This window comes from Staphylococcus sp. GDX7P312P, from assembly GCF_008385775.1.
GTDB classification, from domain to species: Bacteria; Bacillota; Bacilli; order Staphylococcales; family Staphylococcaceae; genus Staphylococcus; species Staphylococcus haemolyticus.
This window is the reverse complement of record NZ_VUKI01000022.1, coordinates 164,667-186,391: the sequence shown is the minus strand read 5'-3', so window position 1 is coordinate 186,391 and position 21,725 is coordinate 164,667. Positions and strand designations below refer to the sequence as shown.

The window sequence follows — 21,725 nt, the reverse complement described above, 5'->3', positions numbered from 1 at the left end:
AGAATTCTGTCCCACTCCCTTATTTACTGGCTATTTATCTGGGAAATATATCCGAGCCTCCCTTCTTTTTTGTAATATGAATAAAAAGAGATTATATTCAATGTAATTGACTAAAGGAGATATGTAATATGAATAAAAAAGACAATTTAGAACATGCAATTGTACTTGGCGGTGGTGGTTCGCTAGCCATAGGTTGGGAGTTAGGCTATCTGTTAACATTATCTAATCAAGGTATAGATGTTCGTCATGCAGATTTAATGATAGGTACATCGGGTGGCGCGCAAGCTGCTACAGGTTTAACATCTGACAAGAGTTTTGATGTCATTTATGATGAGCAAATTGCACCTAAATCAAATGAAACGCCGCCAGTTAAAGATATGTCAGGTATCTTTGAAAGATATGCTCAAATACAAGAGCACTCGAATTCACCTAAAGAATGGATTGAGAATTATAGTATCTACGCACTAGAAGATCATAAATTTAATGAGAGCGTACACATTACTCGCTTAGAACATAGAATTAAAGGTACTGAATGGCCATCTAATTTGATGATTACTGCTATTAATGCGCGCAAGTCAGAGCGTGTCGCACTAACGTCTGATAGTCAAGTGAATTTACACAGAGCTATGGCTTCAAGTGGTTCGTTACCAGGTGTTTGGCCGGCTACGACGATTGATGGTGACAAACATTTTGATGGTGGATGTCATTCCATGGAGAATGCAGATTTAGCTAAAGGTGCTAAGAAAGTACTTATCTTTGCGACGAATCTACCTGTTTCAACACCATATGAATTAGAAGATGCCATTAAAGAACTCGAAGAAAGTGGCGCTAAAGTCAAATTAATTACACCTAGTAAAGCAGTATTTGATAAATTAAATGAACTAGGCGGTAATACAGTAGATCCGTCAATTCGACCTGACATTTTCAAAGCTGGAGAAGCTCAGGCACTTGAAGATGTAGAGATAATTAGAAACTTTTGGAATGAATAAAAGTGACTTTTAAGTTTAGCTCAAAGTGACATTGTTATTTAATATTGACTATAAAAAGGAGACTTGGACTATGAATTTAATAAAATTCTGTCCTTCTCCTTTTTTCCATTTAAACTGACTTTGTTTGGCGTTGAGTCATCCATAACACAATGAAGCCGATAATCATATAAATAACAATTAACCACATCACAACGTGATAATAATGAATAATATGCGTTATATTTGATGTGAAAAAGACGATAATTGATAAGCCGATTGGGCCACCTAATTGGTGCATGGTATTAGTCATTCCACTTGCGGCACCTGATAAACTAGCATCTACTTCATGAATGCCGGCACTTGTAATAGGAGCCAGTAACCAACCTTGACCAAGACCTACGAGTAACATCGGAATACCTATCGCAAGCCAATATCCATGTAATGGATTCAAACTAGCTGTAATAATTAATCCTAAAGTCAGTATAATTTGACCGAGTAATAGCACATTTGTATTTCCTAATTTTTCAGTGAAGTAAGGAAGATACAATGCCGCAACAGAATTAACAATGGTTAAAGGTAAGAAAGCTATACCAGCTTGTAACGGTGTGTAATGATATAAATGTTGCATCATTTGTGGCAAGATAAACCAATAAGATAACATTGCCATCATAAATATAAAACGACCGACATAAGCGCCTGTGCGCACCTTATTCTTAAATAATGACATTGGCATTAATGCAAATGGTAAATTGCGTTCAAATATTACGAATATAATTAATAAAATGAACCCAATAATGACTGCAATGATAGATTCATTTGTCATGCCATATACGAGTGTCATTATCGCAATAACTGAAAGTATTGCACCAATAAAGTCAATTCGTACACGATGAACCGTTGTAGATTTTACAAAAAGCAACGTTAAGATAATTAAAATAATAGTGAAAGGAACATTAATCAGGAAGCCAGATCGCCAACTGATTGTACTTGTTAACCAACCACCTAGGAGTAAACCAATGCTTGAACCAATACCAGCAGTGACGCCGTAGTAACTAATGGCTTTACTTCTTTCCTTACCTTCGAAATGGTCCATAAGTAAAGCGAGTGTTGTAGGTGCAATAATCGCCGAACCAATACCTTGTATTGCTCTAAAAGTAATAATTTGTATACTATTTTGTGCAAGCCCGATACATAAACTTGATATCCCAAATAACACTAAACCACTTAAAAATATACGTTTGCGCCCTAATAAATCACCTAGTCTACCTGCTAACAATAAGAAACCACCGAATGTAATTGTATAAGCATTTGATACCCAAGATAAGGACGCTTTATCCATATGTAGGCTTTGAGCGATCTTGACAGTACTTGTAAATATAATTGAGTTATCCATTAATATTAAAAAATAACTAAATAAAATGATGAAGAGTATAATTTGATTTGTCTTTTTAAACATATTGACACGTCCCTTTAGAAGAATAGTAATAGTCTAAACTATGGAGTGAACTCCATAGCAAGTATTAATTTTTAAAAATTTCCAATGACTAAAATTTTTAAATTATGGTATAACTTAGGGAACGATAAGGAGTGAATGTGCTATGAATACTAAAGAAGTTGTAGAATTTATGGGATTATCTCAAGATACATTGAGATATTATGAGAAAGTAGGCGCTATACCACCAGTTGAACGAAATCAAAATGGCTATCGTGATTATAGAACAAACGACTTGAACTGGATATATTTAGTAAAAAACTTACGTCTTGCTGGTGTGAAAATTGAATTGCTTATAGAGTTTTGTAAACTAGGGCAATTACCTTCAAATGAAGACACGCAGCAACGTCAAAAAGAGATACTTAATGAACAATTAAGTGAACTAGATGCTAAATTAGAAGTAATGCACAAAGCTAGAAATTTATTGAAATATAAGATAGATACCTATGATAGTCATTTAGCTCAATTTAATGCAGGTGAACTATCAAAGGATAATGTGGATAAACTGTGGGAAAAACCTGAAATAGTGAATAGATAAATTAAGGAGGAAGAAATCATGTCTAATCATTTCGATCATATCCAACCACCCAATCAATTCAAATATAGAGAGGGCCGAACTGTTTTAAAACAACAATATGATTTCAAGTGTGATAATCGAATTTATTTTAGTGAAGATATATTTCGAGATTTGCATGATCATTCATATCGCTTGTATGTAGACGTACTTTCACCAATTGGTGATTATGGTCTTGGATTAGACTTTAATGAAGTAGATGCGATTTATAATAAAGTGATCGAACCTAAATTAAATCATCAACTCATTAACGAAACGTTGCCTGATATGAATACGACTGCTGAAAATATTGCAATGTGGATTTGGGACGAATTTGAACAACATCTTCCGGGTGAACATTGTATGTATGCGTTACAGCTATTTGAGACTGACCGCCATGGGGTAAGTCTAAATCGTTCCATTATGAAGCCTTAAGTCACTACTTATAAAAAAGAAGGGTTCTCAATTTTACCTTTTGAATTAAGTACCATTTATATAATTAATCAAAATTTAAATATTTTGATTATATATGTATTATTGATATAATTAGTATAGTAGCAAGTCTACAATTTTTTATTTTGGAGGAACATATTTGGGGACCACACTTAGTCTTATTACTTTTATATTATTATTAGTCCTAACGGCTTTTTTCGTGGCGACAGAGTTCGCTATTGTTAAAGTCAGAGAAACAAGAATTGCACAATTGTCTAATGCAGGTGAGAAGAAAGCGATAGCCGCTAAGAAGGTTGTCGATCATCTTGATGAATACTTAGCTGCCTGCCAATTAGGTATTACCATTACCGCACTAGGTATCGGTATGGTAGGAGAATCTACATTTGAATTTATATTACATCCTTTATTCAGCAGTATTGGTATTCCTGAAGCTTGGATACATCCATTTACAATTGGTGGCGCATTTGTTATCGCGACATTTTTACACGTTGTTGTAGGTGAAATGGCACCTAAGACGATTGCTATCCAAAAGGCAGAATATATTACATTGCTTTTTGCGAAACCGATTATCTTTTTCTATAAATTAATGTATCCGTTTATTTGGTTATTAAATGGTGCAGCACGTTTGATATTAAAAATGTTCAATATGAAACCTGCTAAAGAAAGTGAAGTCTTCCATTCTGAGGAAGAACTGAAACAATTAATTCACGATAGCCATGAAGGTGGCGAAATTAATGATAGTGAGTTACATCATATTAACCAAGCATTTAAGTTTGATAATCTAGTCGCAAAAGATATTATGATTGATGAAAAACATGTTAAAACGCTAAACTTAAATACGAGTTTTGATGATGCGATTCAACAAATTAAAATAGATGCGTTTACAAGATATCCAGCGGTAAAAGATGATCAAATTGTTGGTTTTATACAGTCCAAATCATTGTTTAACGTGGAACAACCATCTAAGTTAGAGACATTCGTTAATCCAATTATTAACGTTAAAATGAATACACCATTGAAGCATATTCTAGAAATGATGAAGAAGAGAAAAGTTCATATCGCAGCAGTTTATAATGACGCTGATTTTAAGGGAATCATTACTTTAGAAAATATTCTTGAAGAAATCGTTGGCGATATCGAAGATGAATATAATTAATGTGAATTTAGTCTTATATAATTAATATTATTATTATGACCCTATTATTGAGATTTTAAAAATCTTGATGATAGGGTCTTTTTTAAAATCAAAATTAATTAAATTCAAAAACATTGACTTACTAATTAACTTGTAACTATAATGGTTACATGAGGTGAGAAGATTGAAAATTAGTAGTCGTTTCACTGTGGCTGTGCATATTCTAGCATTAGTCAAAGTTGAACAGTCGCAACCACTAACGTCCTCTTGGATTGCTAGTAGTGTGAACACTAATGCTGTAGTAATTAGAAGATTAGTTGGTAAATTAAAACAAGCGAATTTAATCGAAACACAGCAAGGGAGTGGTGGCATTCAACTGAGAAAGCCTTTAACAGACATTACATTACTTGATGTGTATCAAGCGGTGGAAGTCGTTGACGAAGGTGAATTATTCCAAATGCATGAAGACACGAATATAAATTGTGTTGTAGGTGCCAATATCCAGAGTGTGCTAGAAATCATTCTCATACGTGCACAAGATGCGATGGAAGGTGTCTTGGCTAATGTCACAATGGATGATATTGTTACAGGCATCTTGCAACGAAACGGATAAGTCGTCATCCGTTATATCTTACATGTAACTATTACAGTTACAAGTTCGATAATGAAGCTGTCTCACAACGACCTAATTGACTGACATCACCATTGATATCACTATAAATATAAAAATGTGGAGGAATAAATCATGAAAATTGGTATTATCGGAGCAACAGGTAAAGTTGGAAATAAAGTATTAACAGAAGCACAAGCACGTGGTCATGAAGTCACTGCAATTGTTAGAAATGCGAGCAAACTAAATGATCAAGATGTGAAAGTGATTGAAAAAGATATTTTCAGTTTAACAGTAGATGACATCAAAGATCTTGATGTTGTTGTAAATGCTTTTGGTGCGCCATTAGGTGAGGAAGAAGCTCATGTAGAAGCGGGACGCGCTCTAATTAAATTGCTTAAAGAGGTAGATACAAGAGTGATTGTAGTAGGTGGTGCAGGTAGCTTATTCGTAGATGAGGCGCATACAACACGTGTACTTGAAACACCAGATTTCCCAGATATGTTTAAACCAACTGCTAAAGGTCAAGGACGTAATCTCCAAGATCTTCAAGATAGCGAGGGCATTACTTGGACATTTGTTAGTCCATCAGCAGAGTTCGATGCAGAAGGTAAACGTACAGGTTCTTATACATTAGGTAAAGATGAATTGCTTGTAAATAGTCAAGGTAATAGCTACATTAGCTATGCAGATTACGCTATTGCAATTGTAGATGAAGCTGAAAATGCAGCTCACATTAACGAGCGATTCACAGTCGTTGGCGAACAAGCATAATATATTGAACGATTAATTTTAAGGCTAAATGATTATTGTCTGAGAATAAGCAAACGAAGGACGTGGAACAGAATTCTTTATGAATTCATTGTTCCACGTCCTTCGTCTTTTCTATGTCTAATCAAGTAGTTGTTAATTCATATCTTGCTTCATTCCGGATTTCGCCATTTGGATAAATGTCTTAGCTGCTCTAGATAGTGGTTTTTTATCATTTTCTTTGTATGCTAATACGACTCGATTGTAATAGTGATGTGGGTTCAATTGGACAAACGCGCCATTAAAACGATGAGACGTCATATCTTTAACACTCTTAGGGACAAATGTGATCGCGATACCTTCATTGACGAGACGAAGCGCATTCTCGACACTAACCGTTTCCATCATCACTTCAGGTACAACATTATAATCATTTAAGATTTGATTAGATAATTGGCGTAATGTCATTTCAGGCTTGAGTAAGATAAATTTCTCATTATCTAACAAATGAAATGGAAATTCACCATCGTCAGCGTGTGCTTTAGCTTGTTCGATAAGCTGATGTCCAGGAGGTAACGCTAAATATACATTTTCTGTGTATAAAATATCATAAGATAAATTCTCGGTATATAACGGTAAAATCGTCACACCTATATCCACTTTTTGATCGGAAACGATTTGTTCAATTCGATGTGCCACTTCTTCTACTAATTCAATCTCCACGCCCGGGTAATGTTCTATAAACTTTGGCAAAATACTATAAAGCGTATGTGTAGCTAAAATAGGATTAACACCTATACGGATACGTCCCTTTTTCAAATTAGAAATCGTCTGCAATTCATCACGCATTTGAGTATCAATATCCTCAATTTCATGTAAATAATCTAGAAATCGCTCAGCTGAATACGTAAGTTCTAGCGGGTTGCTGTCCCGGTTAATTAATGTCACACCTAAGTCATTCTCAACGTCTTTAATATAACGGCTTAAATAGGGTTGAGAAATATAAAGGTGTTTCGCTGCATGTGAAATACTGCCGTAACGTTGAATGGCTTCTAAATATTGAATTTTATTTTTATAGGTCATATCGATGTCCTCCTTTCAGTTGGTTTTATATATAGCTATAACTATTTAGTTATATATTTGATAGTTAAATACGTCTTTTACTTTCAGGTCATATGGTCAGATAATAGATTTAGACATAAAACAGACACATTTTCCAGAATGCGTATTGTTATTTTAATACCGTTGGGGGTGACGTTATCGACATGATCGGAACGATAGGAATTGTATTAGCAATTATTTTTATTATATATATGTCCGTCAAAAACTATTCTATTTTAGTTATAGGACCTGTGGCATCTATTATAGTCATTTTGACGAATAAATTACCATTTTTCGACTCACTAATTGGAACGAAAGCGTCTTATATGACTGGTTTAGCGGACTTCATCGTTAGCTTCTTTGGCGTTTTTATACTCGGTTCGTTATTAGCGAAATTTATGGACGAAAGTGGTGCCGCTCAATCTATCGCTGAAAAGATTGTTTCTAAGACTGGTACGAATAGTCCATATGCTATTTTAGTTGCCATATTTATTATTACAGCGATATTGACATATGGCGGTATTAGTCTATATGTCGTTGTATTCGTATTAATTCCTTTAGCGAAACCACTTTTCAAAGAAATGGACTTAGCTTGGAACTTAATCGGTATACCAGTTATGCTTGGTTTGGGTACGTTTACAATGACAATGCTACCTGGTACACCTTCAGTACAGAATGTTGTACCAACTAAGTATTTAGACACAACTTTAACAGCAGCACCGTTGCTAGGGATAGTTGGAACGGTCGTCGCAATTGCATTTGGACTTTGGTATATGAAACATGCATTAAACAAGAGTATCGCCAAAGGTGAATCATTTGCGGACTATGATATTGAGGATAAGAACTTGGAAACGAAAGAAAAAACACCAAACTTTTTACTCAGTATATTACCAATATTAGTTCTCATAGTAATGAACATTATTGGTAGTGCCATGGGTATCTCAAATATCATACTTATTAGTTTAACGACATCTGTGATACTTTCAGCACTGCTATTCTTTAAATACATTCCAGTACAAAAGAAAGTGATCAATGAAGGTGCATCTAATTCATTAATGCCAATGTTCCTTACTGGTTCAGCAATTGCATTTGGAACGGTTATTACATTGGCACCAGGATTCGAAACAATTCGCTCATTAATATTAAATATTCCTGGTAATCCATTAATTAGTTTAGCTGTTGCATCAGCACTATTTGGTGTGATTACAGGCTCAGCATCAGGTTCACTTGGTATTGTGTTACAAGCGTTCGGTAAACACTATGTTGATATGGGCATTGATCCTGAAGTCATTCACAGAGTTGCAACGATGTCATCATCAATATTTACAGTAATGCCTCATACAGGCGTGGTATTAACATTCTTTGCAATTACAGGATTAACACATAAAAACGGCTTTAAATATTTATTTATAACAAACACAGGTGCCAATCTTTTAGCGCTAATTGTTATATTATTAGGCGTTATTATTTTTTAAGAAAAGGCAGCACCAAACACTTACAGGAGGTAATTAATTATGACAAGAAATGTAATCGTAACAGGTTCAGCACAAGGAATAGGATTTGCAATCGCGCAAGCATTTGATAAAGAACAAGATCATGTCTTTATTTTCGACATGAATCAAGAAGCGGCAGATAAAGCTGCAAGTGAATTAAACAATGGTGTTGCATACAAAGTAGACATTACAAATGAAGATGAAGTTTCACAAGCGATTGAAGATGTGAATAATAAATATGGTGCAATCGACGTGTTAGTTAACAATGCAGGTATTCAACATATTGATAAAGTAGAAGATTTCCCATTAGCTCAATGGAACAAAGTGATTGGTGTCATTCAAACAGGTACATTCCTAATGACAAAACACGTGTTACCTTCAATGAAACAACAACAAAATGGTCGCATTGTTACGATTTCATCTGCACATGGTGAAATGGCAGATCCATTTAAATCAGCTTATGTTGCTTCTAAATTCGCACAAATTGGTTTCACGAAAACTGTTGCACTTGAAACAGTGAAAGATGGTATTACAGCTAATGCAGTATTACCTGGACCTGTACGTACGTCATTAATTGAAAACCAATTAGCACATCTTGCACAACAAGACGGTTCAACTGAACAAGAAGCAATGGAAAAATATATCACAGGTAAAATGCCTATGAACCGTTTATTAGAACCTTCAGAGATTGCAGCAACAGTTGTATTCTTAGCTTCTGAGGGTGCTACAGCAATTACTGGTGAAACAATCAGTGTTTCTGGCGGTTCAAACGCATAATAATAAATGTATTCAAAAATTAAGAAAGGATGTATTCAAAATGGCAGAACTTAAAGAACAATTAATCGGAACTTGGAAATTAGTAAGATATCAAGATGAAGATAAAGATGGCAACATCTTCTTTCCACTAGGTAAAGATGCGACAGGTTTCATTATGTATAACCCAGATGGTTATATGTCAGCACAATTAATGCAACAAGGTCGTAAAGCCTATGAATCAGGCGATTTACACACAGGTACGAAAGATGAAATGGCTGAAGCTGCACATGGTTATGTTGCATATTCAGGTCGTTTTGAATTAGATGAAGAAAATTCAACAGTTTATCACACTATGGAAGTCAGTATGAATCCAACTTGGTTAGGCGATACACAGCCACGTTTATTTGAATTAGAAGGCGATACACTTAGTATTGTAAACGGCAATGTGCCTAACCAAAAATTAATATGGCAACGTGTGAAATAAAGTTACGCTTTTGCAAAATGATTAAAAAATACACTTTAAAGGTAGAAACGTTATGAAAGTCACTTTAACGAATAAATAGTAAGTATGGCTTTCAAAGCGATAGAATTGCACATAGCACACGGAGAAAAAATCAAAGGGAGATGTTAATCATGAGATACAATGAGTTTGAAGGGAAAACAGTTGTTATCACAGGCGCAGCATCAGGAATTGGGAAAGCTACAGCATTAAAATTCGCACAAGAAAAAGCAAATATCGTTATCGGAGACGTTGATGAACGTGCACAACAAACAGCACAAGAAATCAATGATAACGGTGGCCATGCATTATTCGTTAAAACAGACGTTTCTAATCCAGACCAAGTGCAAGCATTAATGCAAAAAGCACTTAATGAATTTGGTAGTGTTGATCACGCATTTAACAATGCAGGTATATTAAATCAACCAGCTAAATTCGCAGATATTGACCCTGAAACATTTGATAAAGTAATGAATGTTGACGTTAAAGGTGTCTTCTTATCAATGAAATATGAATTGGAAAGTATGCTTCAAAGTGGCGGTGGCACAATTGTTAATACAGCATCAGTTGCTGGATTAATTGCTGACCCTCAAATGGGACCATACATTGCTGCGAAACACGCAGTGATTGGTATGACAAAATCAGCAGGCTTCGACCATGCGACTGACGGTGTACGTATCAACGCAGTTGCACCTGGACTAACTGAAACAGATATGACTAAAGCTTGGAAAGATGACGATGAAAAATGGCAACAAATGATTTCAGGTGTGCCAATGGCTAAAGCAGCACAACCTGATGATATTGCTGACATCGTATTATTCTTATCATCTGATTCAGCAAAATTCATGACTGCTCAAGTTTATCTTGTTGATGGTGGTCAAACAGCTCACTAATTTTATGACTCATTTTATTGTCTAGGCGGAATCGCGAATTCAATTTGAATTCGGTTCCGCCTTTTTCTTTATATTCTTTGTAATAATCGGTATAGTAGGTTCAAATTACATTATAGAGAAATGAGAGTGGATAATGATGACAGCAAATATTTGTGCATATTTAGGTGTTTCAGTAGATGGATACATAGCGGACCGATATGAAAGCGTACAATTTTTAGAAGATGTAGAAGGCGAAGGAGATAATGGCTATGCCCAGTTCTATGACAATGTAGACGTTGTTATTATGGGTGGAAATACGTTTAGATGGTTATTAGATAATAATGTTAAAGAGAATCCATACGAAGGCAAAAAAGTAATAGTGATTACGTCGAAGAATGTTGCGATAGACTGGGATATTGAATTTTATAGTGGAGATTTAAATACTTTATTTAATAGATTTAGCAATGATGAATTTGTATGGATTGTAGGCGGTGGTGCCTTGATTTCTGAGTTAATAAATTTAAACATTCTAACATCAATGCGATTAACACTTGCCCCTAAATTACTAGGTCAAGGCGTTAATTTATTTAATGATATGACTGATCAAGTTCAATTGAATTTAAAAGACGTAACGCAATATAACCAATTTGTAGAACTTTCTTATGATGTTCAATATGACTAATATTTAAATAGTTTAGGTCAATTCATTGTAATTTTTAATATAAGTATTGCTATACTTGTTAATAATACACATAAAGGAGGGAATTAAATGTTTCTTGCATGGAACGAAATTAAACGCAACAAGCTTAAATTCGGATTAATTATAGGCATTCTAGTATTAATTAGTTACTTACTCTTTTTACTATCCGGGTTAGCAAGTGGTTTAATTAATATGAACACTGAAGGCATCAAGAAATGGAAAGCAGATGCGATTGTTTTAAATAAAGATGCCAACCAAACGGTTCAACAATCTGTCTTTAAATCATCTGACGTTGAAGGCAAATTTAAAGAAGAGGCACCGTTAAAACAAATTGGCGTAATTGCATCGAATGGAGATAGTGAAGAGAATGCATTACTCTTTGGCGTAACATCAAACTCATTCTTGATTCCAAAGATTGAGGAAGGCAAAAAATTTAATAAAGATAATGATGTCGTAATCGATCAATCATTGAAAGATAAAGGGTTCAAGGTTGGTGACACCATCACGTTATCTCAATCTGATGAGAAACTACATATCGTTGGTGTTTCAGAAAGTGCTAAATATAATGCTTCTCCTGTTATTTTCGCAAATGACAAAACCATTGAAAAAATTAATCCAGCATTATCATCTGATAAAACCAATGCAGTAGTTGTAAAAGACAGTAGTTGGAAAGATAAAAATGTTGATAAAGATTTAGAAGTTATAGGAATAGATGACTTTGTAGAGAACCTACCAGGATACAAACCACAAAACTTAACAATGAACTTTATGATTACATTCTTATTTGTTATTTCTGCTACAGTCATTGGCGTATTCTTATATGTCATCACGTTGCAGAAAAAGAATTTATTCGGAGTACTAAAAGCTCAAGGATTTACGAATGGGTTCTTAATGAAGATGGTGTTAGCACAAACCTTTATATTAGCCTTAATCGGTACTTTGATTGGCTTAATACTGACATTACTGACAAGTTTAGTCTTACCTGAAGCTGTACCTGTCCAATTTAATATCGGTACACTCATTATCTTTGGTATCGTTTTAATACTAACATCTCTTGTTGGTAGCTTATTCTCAGTATTATCCATTAGAAAAATAGACCCACTTAAGGCGATCGGGTAAGGAGGTGCCACCATGTTAAAATTTGATGAAGTGACTAAAGAATTCCAAGATGGTAATCATACAATTGAAGCAGTTAAACCGACATCTTTATCTTTTGAAAAAGGTGAACTCATAGCTATTGTTGGCCCTTCCGGTTCCGGTAAGAGTACGTTCTTAACAATGGCTGGAGCGTTACAAACACCAACATCCGGTGAAATATATATAAATGATAAGAAAATCTCAAAAATGAGTCAGAAGCAATTAGCTAAAATGAGAATGAAAGAAATTGGCTTTATCTTACAAGCGACGAACTTAGTTCCCTTCTTAACAATCAAACAACAATTCCATTTATTGAAGAGTTATAAAAAAGATGTGTTAAGTACTGAAGAATATGATAAATTGTTGAGTGATCTAGGCTTAAAAGAGATAGAGAACAAATTACCTTCTGAAGTGTCAGGAGGACAAAAACAACGTGTTGCGATTGCTAAGGCAATTTATACACAGCCTTCTATTATTTTAGCTGATGAGCCAACTGCATCGCTCGATACTGAAAATGCGATGGCAGTTATGGAAATCTTAAAAGAACAATCTAAACAACGTCATAAAACGTGTATTATCGTTACGCATGATGAACGTTTAACTAAGTTCTGTGATAAAGTCTTCCATATGGAAGATGGACGTTTAAAAGAAAAATAAACAAATTAAACTCCCTCCAAGTAAGCTTTGAAAATCATGGCTACTTAGAGGGAGTTAATTATATGACTTGATATTACTAGATAAAGTTAATTAATATCTATTTATCTTCTAATTCTCTTTCTAAATCTTTTTCATCTTCCATAGCGATTGTCGCTTTTTCAGATTCTTTTCGATACTTTTGATACATGATGAAAAGTACGATTGCCCAAACAGGCGCGAATAGTACAGCAAAACGTGTCGTACTATTAATAAGTAAAATGATAAAGATAAATGCAAAGAAGACAAGAATGGCATATGCCATGTATTTGCCACCAGGCATTTTAAATTTACTATCATTGTGTAATTCAGGGTTTCTCTTCACGAAACCTAGATACGCAATCATAATACATGTCCAAATCATAATATTGAGCACTGTTGAGAACGTTGTGATTTGAACGAATACCTTCGTAGCATCTTTAAATACTGCGTTTAAAATAATCGCAATACTTAATAAACCACAAGTTAATAAGATAGCGTAATATGGAACACCATGTTTATTCGTCTTATGTAAGAATGGTGGGCCTTGCTTTCTTCCCGCTAAACCGAATAGTGTACGACTGTTAGCGAAGATACCACTATTACATGAAGATGCAGCTGCTGTTAAAACTACAAAGTTAATGATTCCCGCTGCGAATGGAATACCAACTAAACCAAATAGTTTTACATATGGACTTTCCGCAGGATCTAATTGATTCCAAGGTACAACTGACATAATAACAGCTAATGAACCAATGTAGAATATTAATATACGGAAAGGTACATTGTTAATTGCTTGAGGAATCGTTTTATATGGATTTTTAGTTTCCCCTGCAGTGATACCGATTAACTCAATACCAATAAATGAGAAGATTGCCATTTGGAACGCCATTAAGAATCCAGATATGCCATTAGGGAAGAATCCACCATGACTCCAAATATTCGCTACACTTGCTGTACCATAATCAGTCTTCATTGCGAAGATGACCATAACAATACCTACAACAATTAATGCGATAATCGTAATAACTTTAATTAGTGATAACCAGAATTCAAGTTCACCAAATAATTTGGCGCTAAATAAGTTCATACCTACAAGTACGAGAATCGTAAATGCAACTGTTAACCAGTTAGGTATTGCTGGATACCAAAATTCAACGTATTTAGCAACGGCAGTTACTTCAGCCATACCTGAAATAATCCAAGTTAGCCAGTATGTCCAACCGACCATAAAGCCTGCCATTGGACCAATATGATGATGAGCAATATCACCAAATGATTTAAATCCTAGATTAGACAATAAGATTTCTCCCATTGCTCGCATAAACATAAATAATACGAAACCAACGATAATATATGTGAGTAAAATCGATGGACCTGCTAAGTGAATGGATTCACCTGCACCTAGGAATAATCCGGTACCAATCGCACCACCAATTGCAATAAGTTGTATATGCCTATTGCTTAATTCCCTTTGCAGTTTATCTGCCATAATGTTCGTCCCCTTCATGAGTATACATGTGACTTAAAATTATGACTGACTACGAATACTCTGTATAATTAGTTAATTAATTGTATTAAATTATGTAATTAATTTTTTTGCTAAATTAATGATACCCTATTTATTAATTTTTAATCAATGAATTATACAAATTTTCGTATTAATAGTAAGTGGAAATAAGAGAGGTGTATGATGTCATAATCAAGCGTGAAATAGGCGTTTCTTTGGCTATAGTCCCTATAATTAAGACTGCCTACTGTCTAAATATAAAGTTTTTAAAAACATATAATTGTACATAGTTGTCAATTGCATTTAAATTATAACTATAGAAAAAAGATAGAAAGTGGGCTAATCATGCTTAATGATTTTAATGAAATATTAGAAGGTCGTAAATCAGTTAAAGGTTTCGACCCAGATTATAAAATTCCGCATGAAGAAATGAATGAAATGATTGCAAAAGCAACGAAAGCACCTTCATCAGTGAATATGCAACCTTGGCGTTTTGTTGTGGTTGAAAGTGATGAAGCGAAAGCTAAATTGCGTCCATTAATTCAATTTAATACAAACCAAAATGATACATCATCAGCAATGATTGTCATTTTTGGGGATTTACAATGCTATGAAGAAGGCGAATATATTTATGAACAAGCGGTTGTCAATGGTCACATGCCACAAGAAGTTAAAGAACAAATGTTACCGATTGTTTTAGAAAATTATAAAAATCGCACACGCCAATCAATGAATGACATTGTTAAAGTAGACAGTAGTTTAGCTGCTATGCAATTGATGTTAGTTGCTAAACAACACGGTTATGATACTAATCCAATTGGTGGATTTGAACATGAAGAAATCGGTAAAGCCTTTGGCTATGATTTAGAACGTTATGTTCCAGTGATGATTGTCGCAATAGGTAAGAAAGCTAAAGAGGCACACACATCATTTAGAATGCCAGTTGATCGTGTAATCGATTATAAATAATACTTCAATTTAATAATGAAAAAACGCGTAACTGACTGAAATAATAAGACGCTAATATCAAGTTTTTTAGTTAAAGTCACTCATGCGGTGGGGCGGGACAGTGTGTTCACTATGAATACTGTTCCGCTTTTTAAATGGAGAGATGTATAGAGTCAGTGCTAATCATATTTATGATGAAGAAAAAGGGTATAGCTTAAGATATCAAATTGGGAAAAGGGTGATCCATTTATGGATAATAAACAATTAAACACATTAACACGTATTCAGAAAGGATTATATGAAACAACAAAGGCAGTCTTGCCATTTGATAAACGCTACCGTATTAAGTCATTTTTGCTAGAACGACCAGAAGGCAATATAGTCATTTATCATTCACCAGGTTTAAATGAAGCAGTGACAGATATTCAATTATTAGGTGGTACTTCACGCGTTTTAATGAATCATGAGCATGAATCCTTAGGTGGAACGCCTAGTATAGATATACCATTTTGGATTCATCGTGATGATGTAGCAGCAATCAATCGAACGGTACCGATTGATGGACAGTTTGAACAACGTGAAATGCTTGCTGATGATTTAGAAGTCATTCCTACTCCAGTACATACGCCAGGTACGACGATGTTTCTATGGGATAACGGTGAACATCGTTTCCTTTTTACAGGCGACTTTTTATGTGTGGATGATGGGGAATGGCGTACAGTTATACTCAATTCAAGTGACAGACAAACATCCATTAAAAGCCTGGAATTGATTCAAGACCTAGATTTCGATGCTATTGTACCTTGGGTTGCGATTGAAGGAGAAGGTGCTGTCTTTTTTGTTGAAAATGAGAAAGATAAACGTAAGAGACTACAAAAAATTATAGATCGCGTCCGTCGTGGTGAACATACGTAACTCGCATATTAAAACATTCTTATTAGAGGTGATGGTGCATGAATATAAATCGAGGAATCAATCATATCGGACTCACAGTACCGGATATTGAAGCGGCGACAGCCTTTTTCAAAGAAGGTCTCAACGGCAAGATTGCTTATGATAGTCAACGAAAGACGGATGAACCTCGTGGTGGGGAAACAGTTGAACACATTCTTGGTTTAGAAAAAGGGGCATCCATTATTCATAAACGTATGATGGTCTTTGGTAATGGACCGAATATTGAAATGTTTGAATTTAAAGATGCGCATCAAGGTCAAGCGCAAACGTTACAAGACATTGGTTTTACGCATATTTCATTTTATATCGAGGCAGAATACTTCGATGAGGCCGTTAAACAGTTGACGCAAGCTGGAGGTCAACCTATTTCAGAGCCGCATGCGAATACGAAATATGAAGACACTGAAGGTAATCGAACTGTTTATGTAAAAAGTCCGTGGGGAAGCTTAATTGAATTACAAACGGTTCCTAATGGATTTTACTATCCGGATGATAGTGAGGCAGAAGTTTTTATGCCGAAAAAGGTCGACAATTAAAGTAATTTAAACATATTATTATTCATTAATATGACACATTTGTCATATTAAAAAAATTAAGTATTTTCTCCTTTTAAATTAATGTATAATGCCTTTAACAAGCCTTCCAAGTAGCTTGTTAAGCTAGATATTATAAGGGGTTTAGGGTTATTAGATGTATGCAATTTTGAATATCTATGCTTAAAAAGGGTATAAAATTAAAGACATAAAATTTTGTTTATGTCAACAACAATTTAAGGGAGTAATTTTCATGATTGATATTCAAATTGAAAAATCAGAATTAATCGATGTAATTGAAAGTATTGTAAAAGAAAAAGTGTATGTTGAAAGTGACGATGCATGTGAATTTTTAGCGACTGAGATTGTAAATGGTTTGGAAGAGCTTAATAGTGATGAAACACAAGCGAATAACTTGTTAGGACTCAATAGTGAGTTGCAGCACGAAGTCGATGAATCAAATGACGCAATTAAAGTGACCTTATCTGCTGCAGGCAGTGCCTCCAGTAGCTCGCAATTTGTTAATAAAGGCGCGGAATAAACGTTAGTGATTATTAAAAATGTTAGCGCAAGAACTTTTGATTTCAACAGCAATATACGAATAAAAATAAGCACCACCTATTATGAAAAGCGAATGCTTTTAATAGGTGGTGCTTATCATGTTATAACGCATTTATGAGAATAATACTTTTAAGATGTTAAATAGAGAACCTATTAATTGAAGAAAAGTACCAGACATAACGAGACCTCCTCTTGATTAAACTTGAAATGTATTAAGCGTTGCGTGTTAAATTCTCACTTTGGACTAAATCATCTGCTAAGTCATGCCAAAATTGTTGTAATTCAGCTCTAGTACGTTTTGTGTCAGTACTATCTTGGCCGACAAAATCTACATGATCCCAATCATGTTTTGTTGGTGTTACTTGCCAAATACCTTTTTGATTTGTATCCGTTGCTTGTGTATAAGCTTGATTAAATGGATGTTGTGATGAAATAACAGACACTAAGCCATCATTTTCTCGCCATTCTTTTTCAGCTGCCTTACCAATTACATTAGCAGTAAGGGTGAATGGGAAGAATAAATTTAAATCAGATTTTTGACGTCCGAACAACGATGCATGTGTTGATTCTCCTGTGTAAGTTTTATACACAATGTTAGGGTTTAATGATGTTTGACGATTAAGATTTGTCGCACCTTCACGTGTTAAATCATAAAAGCCATTGTCTTTGGTTTGCCATAGTTTTGAATCTTTAACACGTTTGACATAGTCAACGTAAGACTCGTTGGGCTGTTGTTTTAGACCCCATTGAGACAGACCGAAGTCTACACGTGAATCTTTATTGCCAAGTACTTTTCCTGCGTCAAAGACAATTTGACGAATAAGCGCTTCGTTACCTAATAAATCTGACGCATGTGTGCCGTTATGTGGCGTTCCAAGTGTCGTAATTGATGAAATCATATTATCGTTTTGACCTTGATATAAAGGTGAAATATCGCCACCATGTACACGTTGATATTCTTGTTCTTCTGGATTACCATTTCTTAATAAGGATTCTAATTGACGAATCGTTTGACCGCCCATACTATGTCCGACAAGATGTACTTTTTGGCCTGGTTGCCAATCTTTATATACGCCTTCATATGTTTTACCGTAACGTTCATGACCATATTTGGCAGCGTGTGCAGCACCATAATCCACAGTTCCACCTTTAATATAGTAATAAAGTTCGACAGCACGATCGTAGTTACTACCAAACGCACTAATGCTCGCTTCATAAGATTCATAGCCGTTCTCTTCTAAATCTTGGCGTATGTTTAATTTATCGCCACCCCAATAGTGTGCTAGTACGGATGGGTTTATGTCATCAGTAAATCCATTAAATCCGTGAACTAAAATAATAGGGTCTTGATTTTTATACTGAGCTTGTTTCGCAACTTTATTGGTTTGATCTTTCGTTCCAGTTGCAGCTTGTGATTTAGATTGAGTGTTTGTCGTTGCGACTGCGTTATTTTTAAGTGTGTTTAACCCAGATTGTGCATCTTTATTTTGTTTAGAAGACTTATCACTATCTAAAGTAGGGTTAGTTTGCCCATCAATTGAAATATTATTATCGCTATTTTGTGTATTAAGACGATTCGTTACTTCAGAAGTTGTCGCTTCCTTCTTAGTTAACGTTTGTTGCTGAGCTTGTGTTGCGGTTTTAAGTGCGTCACCTTGATTGTCGTCATTATCCTTTGGTTGTGATTGTGCTTGTTGATTGTCGACTTTTGGTTTATCTGACGTATTTGATTCTGTTGACTGTTGTTGTTCAGTTGATTTAATTGTGTTTGGATTAATTTCATTTGAAGAAGTATTTGCATCTTCAGATTTAACAACATTTGAATGTGGTTGATTTAATGCTTCTTTTTTATTATCAGACGTTTCATCAGTTTGTGATTGCGTATGTGCAGTTGTTTTCTTAGTTGTGTCGTCTTCTTTAGAAGCTGTATCAGTTGATTGTGTTGACGGTTTTTCCTGTTTAGATGATTCAGATTGTTGCGTTGTTATGCCGTCGTTAGTAGTTGGTTTAGAAGTTTGTGTATCAGTTGAAAGTGATTGTTGAGAAGTTTGTTTAGCTTCAGTTTGTTGGTTATCGCTATTTGAAGTTGGCTTCTCAGATTTTACAGTGGTACTTTGATGCGTCTCATCTGAAGTTGAAGTAGTTTCATTCGTTGTAGATGCATCGTCTGTTTGATTATGTTCATTATGTAAGCTAGTTTGTGAATTATTTGTATTATTTTCAGTTTGAGACGCTTGCGACTTATCTTGTTCAGTTGATTGAACTTGTCCCTTTTGAGTCGCGTGTGTGTCTTTATCCCCAATAGATTGTGCTGACGCCGTTTCAGGAGTTCCCACTTCCTGTTGTTTCTCGGCTGCCTGTGCTGAGCCACCTCCCATGAATAGCAACGTTGCTACTACAACTGATGACGCGCCTACGCTCAATTTACGAATACTAAATCTGTTCTCTCTTGTTTTCATAAACAGCACCTCTATTTTATTTAATTTTTGAAAATGAAAATCTATGAATCCATATTAGATAAATAAATTAATGATTGCTCGTGGCAAGAATTCAAACAATTTGCTAAAGATCGCTTTAATAGCCTCCATAATGACCTCCCTTTCATTTTAAAAGAGAAAGCGTTTACAAAATTAGGTAAAAAAATATGTATTGCGAGGATACCTTAAGTGAAAAAACATATCTCTTTCAAAGTAATTTAAACAAATAGTAACCTTGCTCACTAGCAAATGTCAATGACTTAGTAGGAATCGTTTTTATATGGCAACGAGTTGGGACGATCTTTAAATCATAAAAAAGACTGAAACGATAATCGTTCCAGTCGTAAAATAGCGGAGAGGGAAGGATTTGAACCAACGCGAGCAAAAAGCTCCTACCAATCATAAATGATTGGCCTCTTTAGCCAGGCTTGAGTACCCCTCCATAAAATATTTTTTTAATATGTTTTACAGTTTACCTCTAACAATTTATTTTGTAAACAAAAAATACTTTACTTTTGTTATTAAATTAAAAAATAAGTCTAAAGTTTTATTAATTAATACGTCTAAAGACGTATATTGTCCGACTAATATTATATAATAATATTGAAAAATTATTATATTGAGCGATGTATGTCGTGACATAGCTTTATTAAAGAAAGGTATTGAGGAGAATAATATGTGGAAATCAAAATTTGGTAAAACATTTATTGCAAGTGTAGTGATTGGAACAACGATGTTTGGTTATGCCGGTCATCATGATGAAGCGCAAGCTGTTGGTAACTATTATTATGATGGCTTACATGCAGGTGAGTACTCAGGATATTTAAAAGCTAAAAAGATCAGTAACAGTTCAATTTCAAACAAATATTATCCAAATGCATCTCAAAGTAATTTGAAATCTATTGGTCGTGTTTCGAATTTAAATGGTTGGAAAGTGGGGATTCCAGAATATAAAGGTCAAGACTCAATGGGTACTGGTACGGTTATTGGTGCGCATACCTTTGTCACAAATGGACATGTTATTGATGATAAATATGGTAAAGCTGCAGCACCAAAATATATAAAATTTCAATTGAATCGTAATGGTAAATCAATACCTTATACTTTTCATGCAAATGAAGTCATTAAGGTACCGCAATATGATATTGCGATAGTCCACACTAAAGAAAATATGTCGAAGTATGCTAAACCAATGCGTATTGCGACAGATTCTGAAATTAAGAAATTGAAATTTAATACACCTCTATATTCATTAGGTTACTCAAAAATTAATGGTGACAATACGAAACCATATTTTAGTAAATTTCGCGTAACACAATTTTCTCCTAATGGTTCAGAAATTCAAACGAAAGACATTTTTAGATCAGGTGCGTCAGGTTCGCCTATGTTAAATAGCAAATATACTACAATGTACGGTATGAGAACGTATGGACACAATTTAGGTGGTACTGCGACCGATATGTATGCTAAGCAAGAAGCTTCTGGAGGAGAGTCTTTCAAAGGATATGCTGGTAAATTTGTTCGTCAACATATTAAGTAATTTGATTGAAT

The 21,725-nt window shown here is 34.6% G+C and carries 22 protein-coding genes and 1 tRNA gene; 18 read left to right on the top strand and 5 right to left on the bottom strand.

Going from position 1 to position 21,725, the window contains the following annotated elements; translation table 11 throughout:
• The first annotated feature begins 128 nt into the window (after positions 1 to 128).
• The gene (locus F1592_RS07030; RefSeq protein WP_149809365.1) at positions 129 to 989 is read left to right on the top strand and encodes a patatin-like phospholipase family protein; all 861 of its coding nucleotides are present in this window, start codon (positions 129 to 131) and stop codon (positions 987 to 989) included.
• 109 nt (positions 990 to 1,098) lie between these two features.
• Here F1592_RS07030 and F1592_RS07025 read toward each other — a convergent pair whose 3' ends face one another.
• Positions 1,099 to 2,424, bottom strand: coding sequence for an MFS transporter (locus F1592_RS07025; protein WP_053016128.1), 1,326 nt, complete (start codon positions 2,422 to 2,424; stop codon positions 1,099 to 1,101).
• A 142-nt stretch (positions 2,425 to 2,566) separates the two neighbouring features.
• Here F1592_RS07025 and F1592_RS07020 point away from each other — a divergent pair, with 142 nt between their 5' ends.
• The 5 genes from F1592_RS07020 (at position 2,567) to F1592_RS07000 (ending at position 5,985) form a co-directional block, all read left to right on the top strand.
• Entirely contained in the window at positions 2,567 to 2,998 is a 432-nt protein-coding gene (locus F1592_RS07020) for a MerR family transcriptional regulator (protein WP_011274485.1), read from the top strand.
• Between the two features lie 18 nt (positions 2,999 to 3,016).
• Positions 3,017 to 3,448, top strand: a complete 432-nt coding sequence (locus F1592_RS07015) for a 6-pyruvoyl trahydropterin synthase family protein (RefSeq protein ID WP_053016129.1) — start codon at positions 3,017 to 3,019, stop codon at positions 3,446 to 3,448.
• A gap of 157 nt (positions 3,449 to 3,605) precedes the next feature.
• Positions 3,606 to 4,622: a hemolysin family protein gene (locus F1592_RS07010; protein WP_149809366.1), complete on the top strand. Its 1,017-nt coding sequence runs from the start codon at positions 3,606 to 3,608 to the stop codon at positions 4,620 to 4,622.
• Positions 4,623 to 4,785: 163 nt separating this feature from the next.
• Entirely contained in the window at positions 4,786 to 5,214 is a 429-nt protein-coding gene (locus F1592_RS07005; protein WP_053016131.1) for an Rrf2 family transcriptional regulator, read from the top strand.
• Between the two features lie 132 nt (positions 5,215 to 5,346).
• Positions 5,347 to 5,985 (top strand): NAD(P)-dependent oxidoreductase, encoded by a 639-nt coding sequence (locus tag F1592_RS07000; protein ID WP_053016132.1) that lies wholly within the window; start codon positions 5,347 to 5,349, stop codon positions 5,983 to 5,985.
• A 132-nt stretch (positions 5,986 to 6,117) separates the two neighbouring features.
• On the opposite strand, the gene F1592_RS06995 is transcribed toward F1592_RS07000, so the two are convergent.
• Positions 6,118 to 7,044: a LysR family transcriptional regulator gene (locus tag F1592_RS06995; RefSeq protein ID WP_053016133.1), complete on the bottom strand. Its 927-nt coding sequence runs from the start codon at positions 7,042 to 7,044 to the stop codon at positions 6,118 to 6,120.
• A 182-nt stretch (positions 7,045 to 7,226) separates the two neighbouring features.
• Between F1592_RS06995 and F1592_RS06990 the strand changes: the two genes are divergently transcribed.
• The 7 genes from F1592_RS06990 to F1592_RS06960 all read left to right on the top strand — a co-directional run bounded on the left by F1592_RS06990 (position 7,227) and on the right by F1592_RS06960 (position 13,176).
• Positions 7,227 to 8,537: a GntP family permease gene (locus tag F1592_RS06990; RefSeq protein ID WP_223197224.1), complete on the top strand. Its 1,311-nt coding sequence runs from the start codon at positions 7,227 to 7,229 to the stop codon at positions 8,535 to 8,537.
• Positions 8,538 to 8,576: 39 nt separating this feature from the next.
• Positions 8,577 to 9,332 (top strand): SDR family NAD(P)-dependent oxidoreductase, encoded by a 756-nt coding sequence (locus F1592_RS06985; protein WP_149809367.1) that lies wholly within the window; start codon positions 8,577 to 8,579, stop codon positions 9,330 to 9,332.
• Between the two features lie 40 nt (positions 9,333 to 9,372).
• Positions 9,373 to 9,795: a lipocalin-like domain-containing protein gene (locus F1592_RS06980; RefSeq protein ID WP_053016136.1), complete on the top strand. Its 423-nt coding sequence runs from the start codon at positions 9,373 to 9,375 to the stop codon at positions 9,793 to 9,795.
• A gap of 149 nt (positions 9,796 to 9,944) precedes the next feature.
• The gene (locus F1592_RS06975; protein ID WP_053016137.1) at positions 9,945 to 10,703 is read left to right on the top strand and encodes an SDR family NAD(P)-dependent oxidoreductase; all 759 of its coding nucleotides are present in this window, start codon (positions 9,945 to 9,947) and stop codon (positions 10,701 to 10,703) included.
• Between the two features lie 133 nt (positions 10,704 to 10,836).
• On the top strand, positions 10,837 to 11,364 hold the full coding sequence (locus F1592_RS06970; RefSeq protein ID WP_223197223.1) for a dihydrofolate reductase family protein: 528 nt from the start codon (positions 10,837 to 10,839) through the stop codon (positions 11,362 to 11,364).
• 87 nt (positions 11,365 to 11,451) lie between these two features.
• Complete coding sequence (locus F1592_RS06965; protein WP_053016138.1) at positions 11,452 to 12,501, top strand: ABC transporter permease; 1,050 nt, start codon at positions 11,452 to 11,454, stop codon at positions 12,499 to 12,501.
• Positions 12,502 to 12,513: 12 nt separating this feature from the next.
• Positions 12,514 to 13,176, top strand: coding sequence for an ABC transporter ATP-binding protein (locus tag F1592_RS06960; RefSeq protein ID WP_011274491.1), 663 nt, complete (start codon positions 12,514 to 12,516; stop codon positions 13,174 to 13,176).
• A gap of 97 nt (positions 13,177 to 13,273) precedes the next feature.
• On the opposite strand, the gene F1592_RS06955 is transcribed toward F1592_RS06960, so the two are convergent.
• Positions 13,274 to 14,683, bottom strand: coding sequence for an amino acid permease (locus F1592_RS06955; protein ID WP_053016139.1), 1,410 nt, complete (start codon positions 14,681 to 14,683; stop codon positions 13,274 to 13,276).
• Positions 14,684 to 15,046: 363 nt separating this feature from the next.
• Here F1592_RS06955 and F1592_RS06950 point away from each other — a divergent pair, with 363 nt between their 5' ends.
• The 4 genes from F1592_RS06950 to F1592_RS06935 all read left to right on the top strand — a co-directional run bounded on the left by F1592_RS06950 (position 15,047) and on the right by F1592_RS06935 (position 17,677).
• Complete coding sequence (locus F1592_RS06950) at positions 15,047 to 15,670, top strand: nitroreductase family protein (RefSeq protein ID WP_037550884.1); 624 nt, start codon at positions 15,047 to 15,049, stop codon at positions 15,668 to 15,670.
• A 228-nt stretch (positions 15,671 to 15,898) separates the two neighbouring features.
• A complete protein-coding gene (locus tag F1592_RS06945) occupies positions 15,899 to 16,564 on the top strand; it encodes an MBL fold metallo-hydrolase (protein ID WP_149809368.1) in 666 nt (221 codons plus the stop codon).
• A 38-nt stretch (positions 16,565 to 16,602) separates the two neighbouring features.
• A complete protein-coding gene (locus F1592_RS06940) occupies positions 16,603 to 17,139 on the top strand; it encodes a VOC family protein (protein WP_037537439.1) in 537 nt (178 codons plus the stop codon).
• Positions 17,140 to 17,389: 250 nt separating this feature from the next.
• A complete protein-coding gene (locus F1592_RS06935) occupies positions 17,390 to 17,677 on the top strand; it encodes a hypothetical protein (RefSeq protein ID WP_037537441.1) in 288 nt (95 codons plus the stop codon).
• Positions 17,678 to 17,909: 232 nt separating this feature from the next.
• Here F1592_RS06935 and lip read toward each other — a convergent pair whose 3' ends face one another.
• Both lip and F1592_RS06925 read right to left on the bottom strand, forming a co-directional pair.
• Positions 17,910 to 20,156, bottom strand: a complete 2,247-nt coding sequence (lip, locus tag F1592_RS06930; protein ID WP_107609741.1) for a YSIRK-targeted triacylglycerol lipase — start codon at positions 20,154 to 20,156, stop codon at positions 17,910 to 17,912.
• A gap of 370 nt (positions 20,157 to 20,526) precedes the next feature.
• Positions 20,527 to 20,616 (bottom strand) — tRNA-Ile (locus tag F1592_RS06925).
• 234 nt (positions 20,617 to 20,850) lie between these two features.
• On the opposite strand from F1592_RS06925, the gene F1592_RS06920 reads away from it, so the two are divergent.
• On the top strand, positions 20,851 to 21,714 hold the full coding sequence (locus F1592_RS06920) for a trypsin-like serine peptidase (RefSeq protein WP_053016142.1): 864 nt from the start codon (positions 20,851 to 20,853) through the stop codon (positions 21,712 to 21,714).
• Positions 21,715 to 21,725: the final 11 nt, after the last annotated feature.

Bases quoted from the DNA above. Each gene is read 5' to 3' on its own strand.
- F1592_RS07030 (WP_149809365.1), top strand. From the start codon at position 129: ATGAATAAAAAAGACAATTTAGAACATGCAATTGTACTTGGCGGTGGT.
- F1592_RS07025 (WP_053016128.1), bottom strand. From the start codon at position 2,424: ATGTTTAAAAAGACAAATCAAATTATACTCTTCATCATTTTATTTAGT.
- F1592_RS07020 (WP_011274485.1), top strand. From the start codon at position 2,567: ATGAATACTAAAGAAGTTGTAGAATTTATGGGATTATCTCAAGATACA.
- F1592_RS07015 (WP_053016129.1), top strand. From the start codon at position 3,017: ATGTCTAATCATTTCGATCATATCCAACCACCCAATCAATTCAAATAT.
- F1592_RS07000 (WP_053016132.1), top strand. From the start codon at position 5,347: ATGAAAATTGGTATTATCGGAGCAACAGGTAAAGTTGGAAATAAAGTA.
- F1592_RS06995 (WP_053016133.1), bottom strand. From the start codon at position 7,044: ATGACCTATAAAAATAAAATTCAATATTTAGAAGCCATTCAACGTTAC.
- F1592_RS06990 (WP_223197224.1), top strand. From the start codon at position 7,227: ATGATCGGAACGATAGGAATTGTATTAGCAATTATTTTTATTATATAT.
- F1592_RS06985 (WP_149809367.1), top strand. From the start codon at position 8,577: ATGACAAGAAATGTAATCGTAACAGGTTCAGCACAAGGAATAGGATTT.
- F1592_RS06980 (WP_053016136.1), top strand. From the start codon at position 9,373: ATGGCAGAACTTAAAGAACAATTAATCGGAACTTGGAAATTAGTAAGA.
- F1592_RS06975 (WP_053016137.1), top strand. From the start codon at position 9,945: ATGAGATACAATGAGTTTGAAGGGAAAACAGTTGTTATCACAGGCGCA.
- F1592_RS06970 (WP_223197223.1), top strand. From the start codon at position 10,837: ATGATGACAGCAAATATTTGTGCATATTTAGGTGTTTCAGTAGATGGA.
- F1592_RS06965 (WP_053016138.1), top strand. From the start codon at position 11,452: ATGTTTCTTGCATGGAACGAAATTAAACGCAACAAGCTTAAATTCGGA.
- F1592_RS06960 (WP_011274491.1), top strand. From the start codon at position 12,514: ATGTTAAAATTTGATGAAGTGACTAAAGAATTCCAAGATGGTAATCAT.
- F1592_RS06955 (WP_053016139.1), bottom strand. From the start codon at position 14,683: ATGGCAGATAAACTGCAAAGGGAATTAAGCAATAGGCATATACAACTT.
- F1592_RS06950 (WP_037550884.1), top strand. From the start codon at position 15,047: ATGCTTAATGATTTTAATGAAATATTAGAAGGTCGTAAATCAGTTAAA.
- F1592_RS06945 (WP_149809368.1), top strand. From the start codon at position 15,899: ATGGATAATAAACAATTAAACACATTAACACGTATTCAGAAAGGATTA.
- F1592_RS06940 (WP_037537439.1), top strand. From the start codon at position 16,603: ATGAATATAAATCGAGGAATCAATCATATCGGACTCACAGTACCGGAT.
- F1592_RS06935 (WP_037537441.1), top strand. From the start codon at position 17,390: ATGATTGATATTCAAATTGAAAAATCAGAATTAATCGATGTAATTGAA.
- lip (WP_107609741.1), bottom strand. From the start codon at position 20,156: ATGAAAACAAGAGAGAACAGATTTAGTATTCGTAAATTGAGCGTAGGC.
- F1592_RS06920 (WP_053016142.1), top strand. From the start codon at position 20,851: ATGTGGAAATCAAAATTTGGTAAAACATTTATTGCAAGTGTAGTGATT.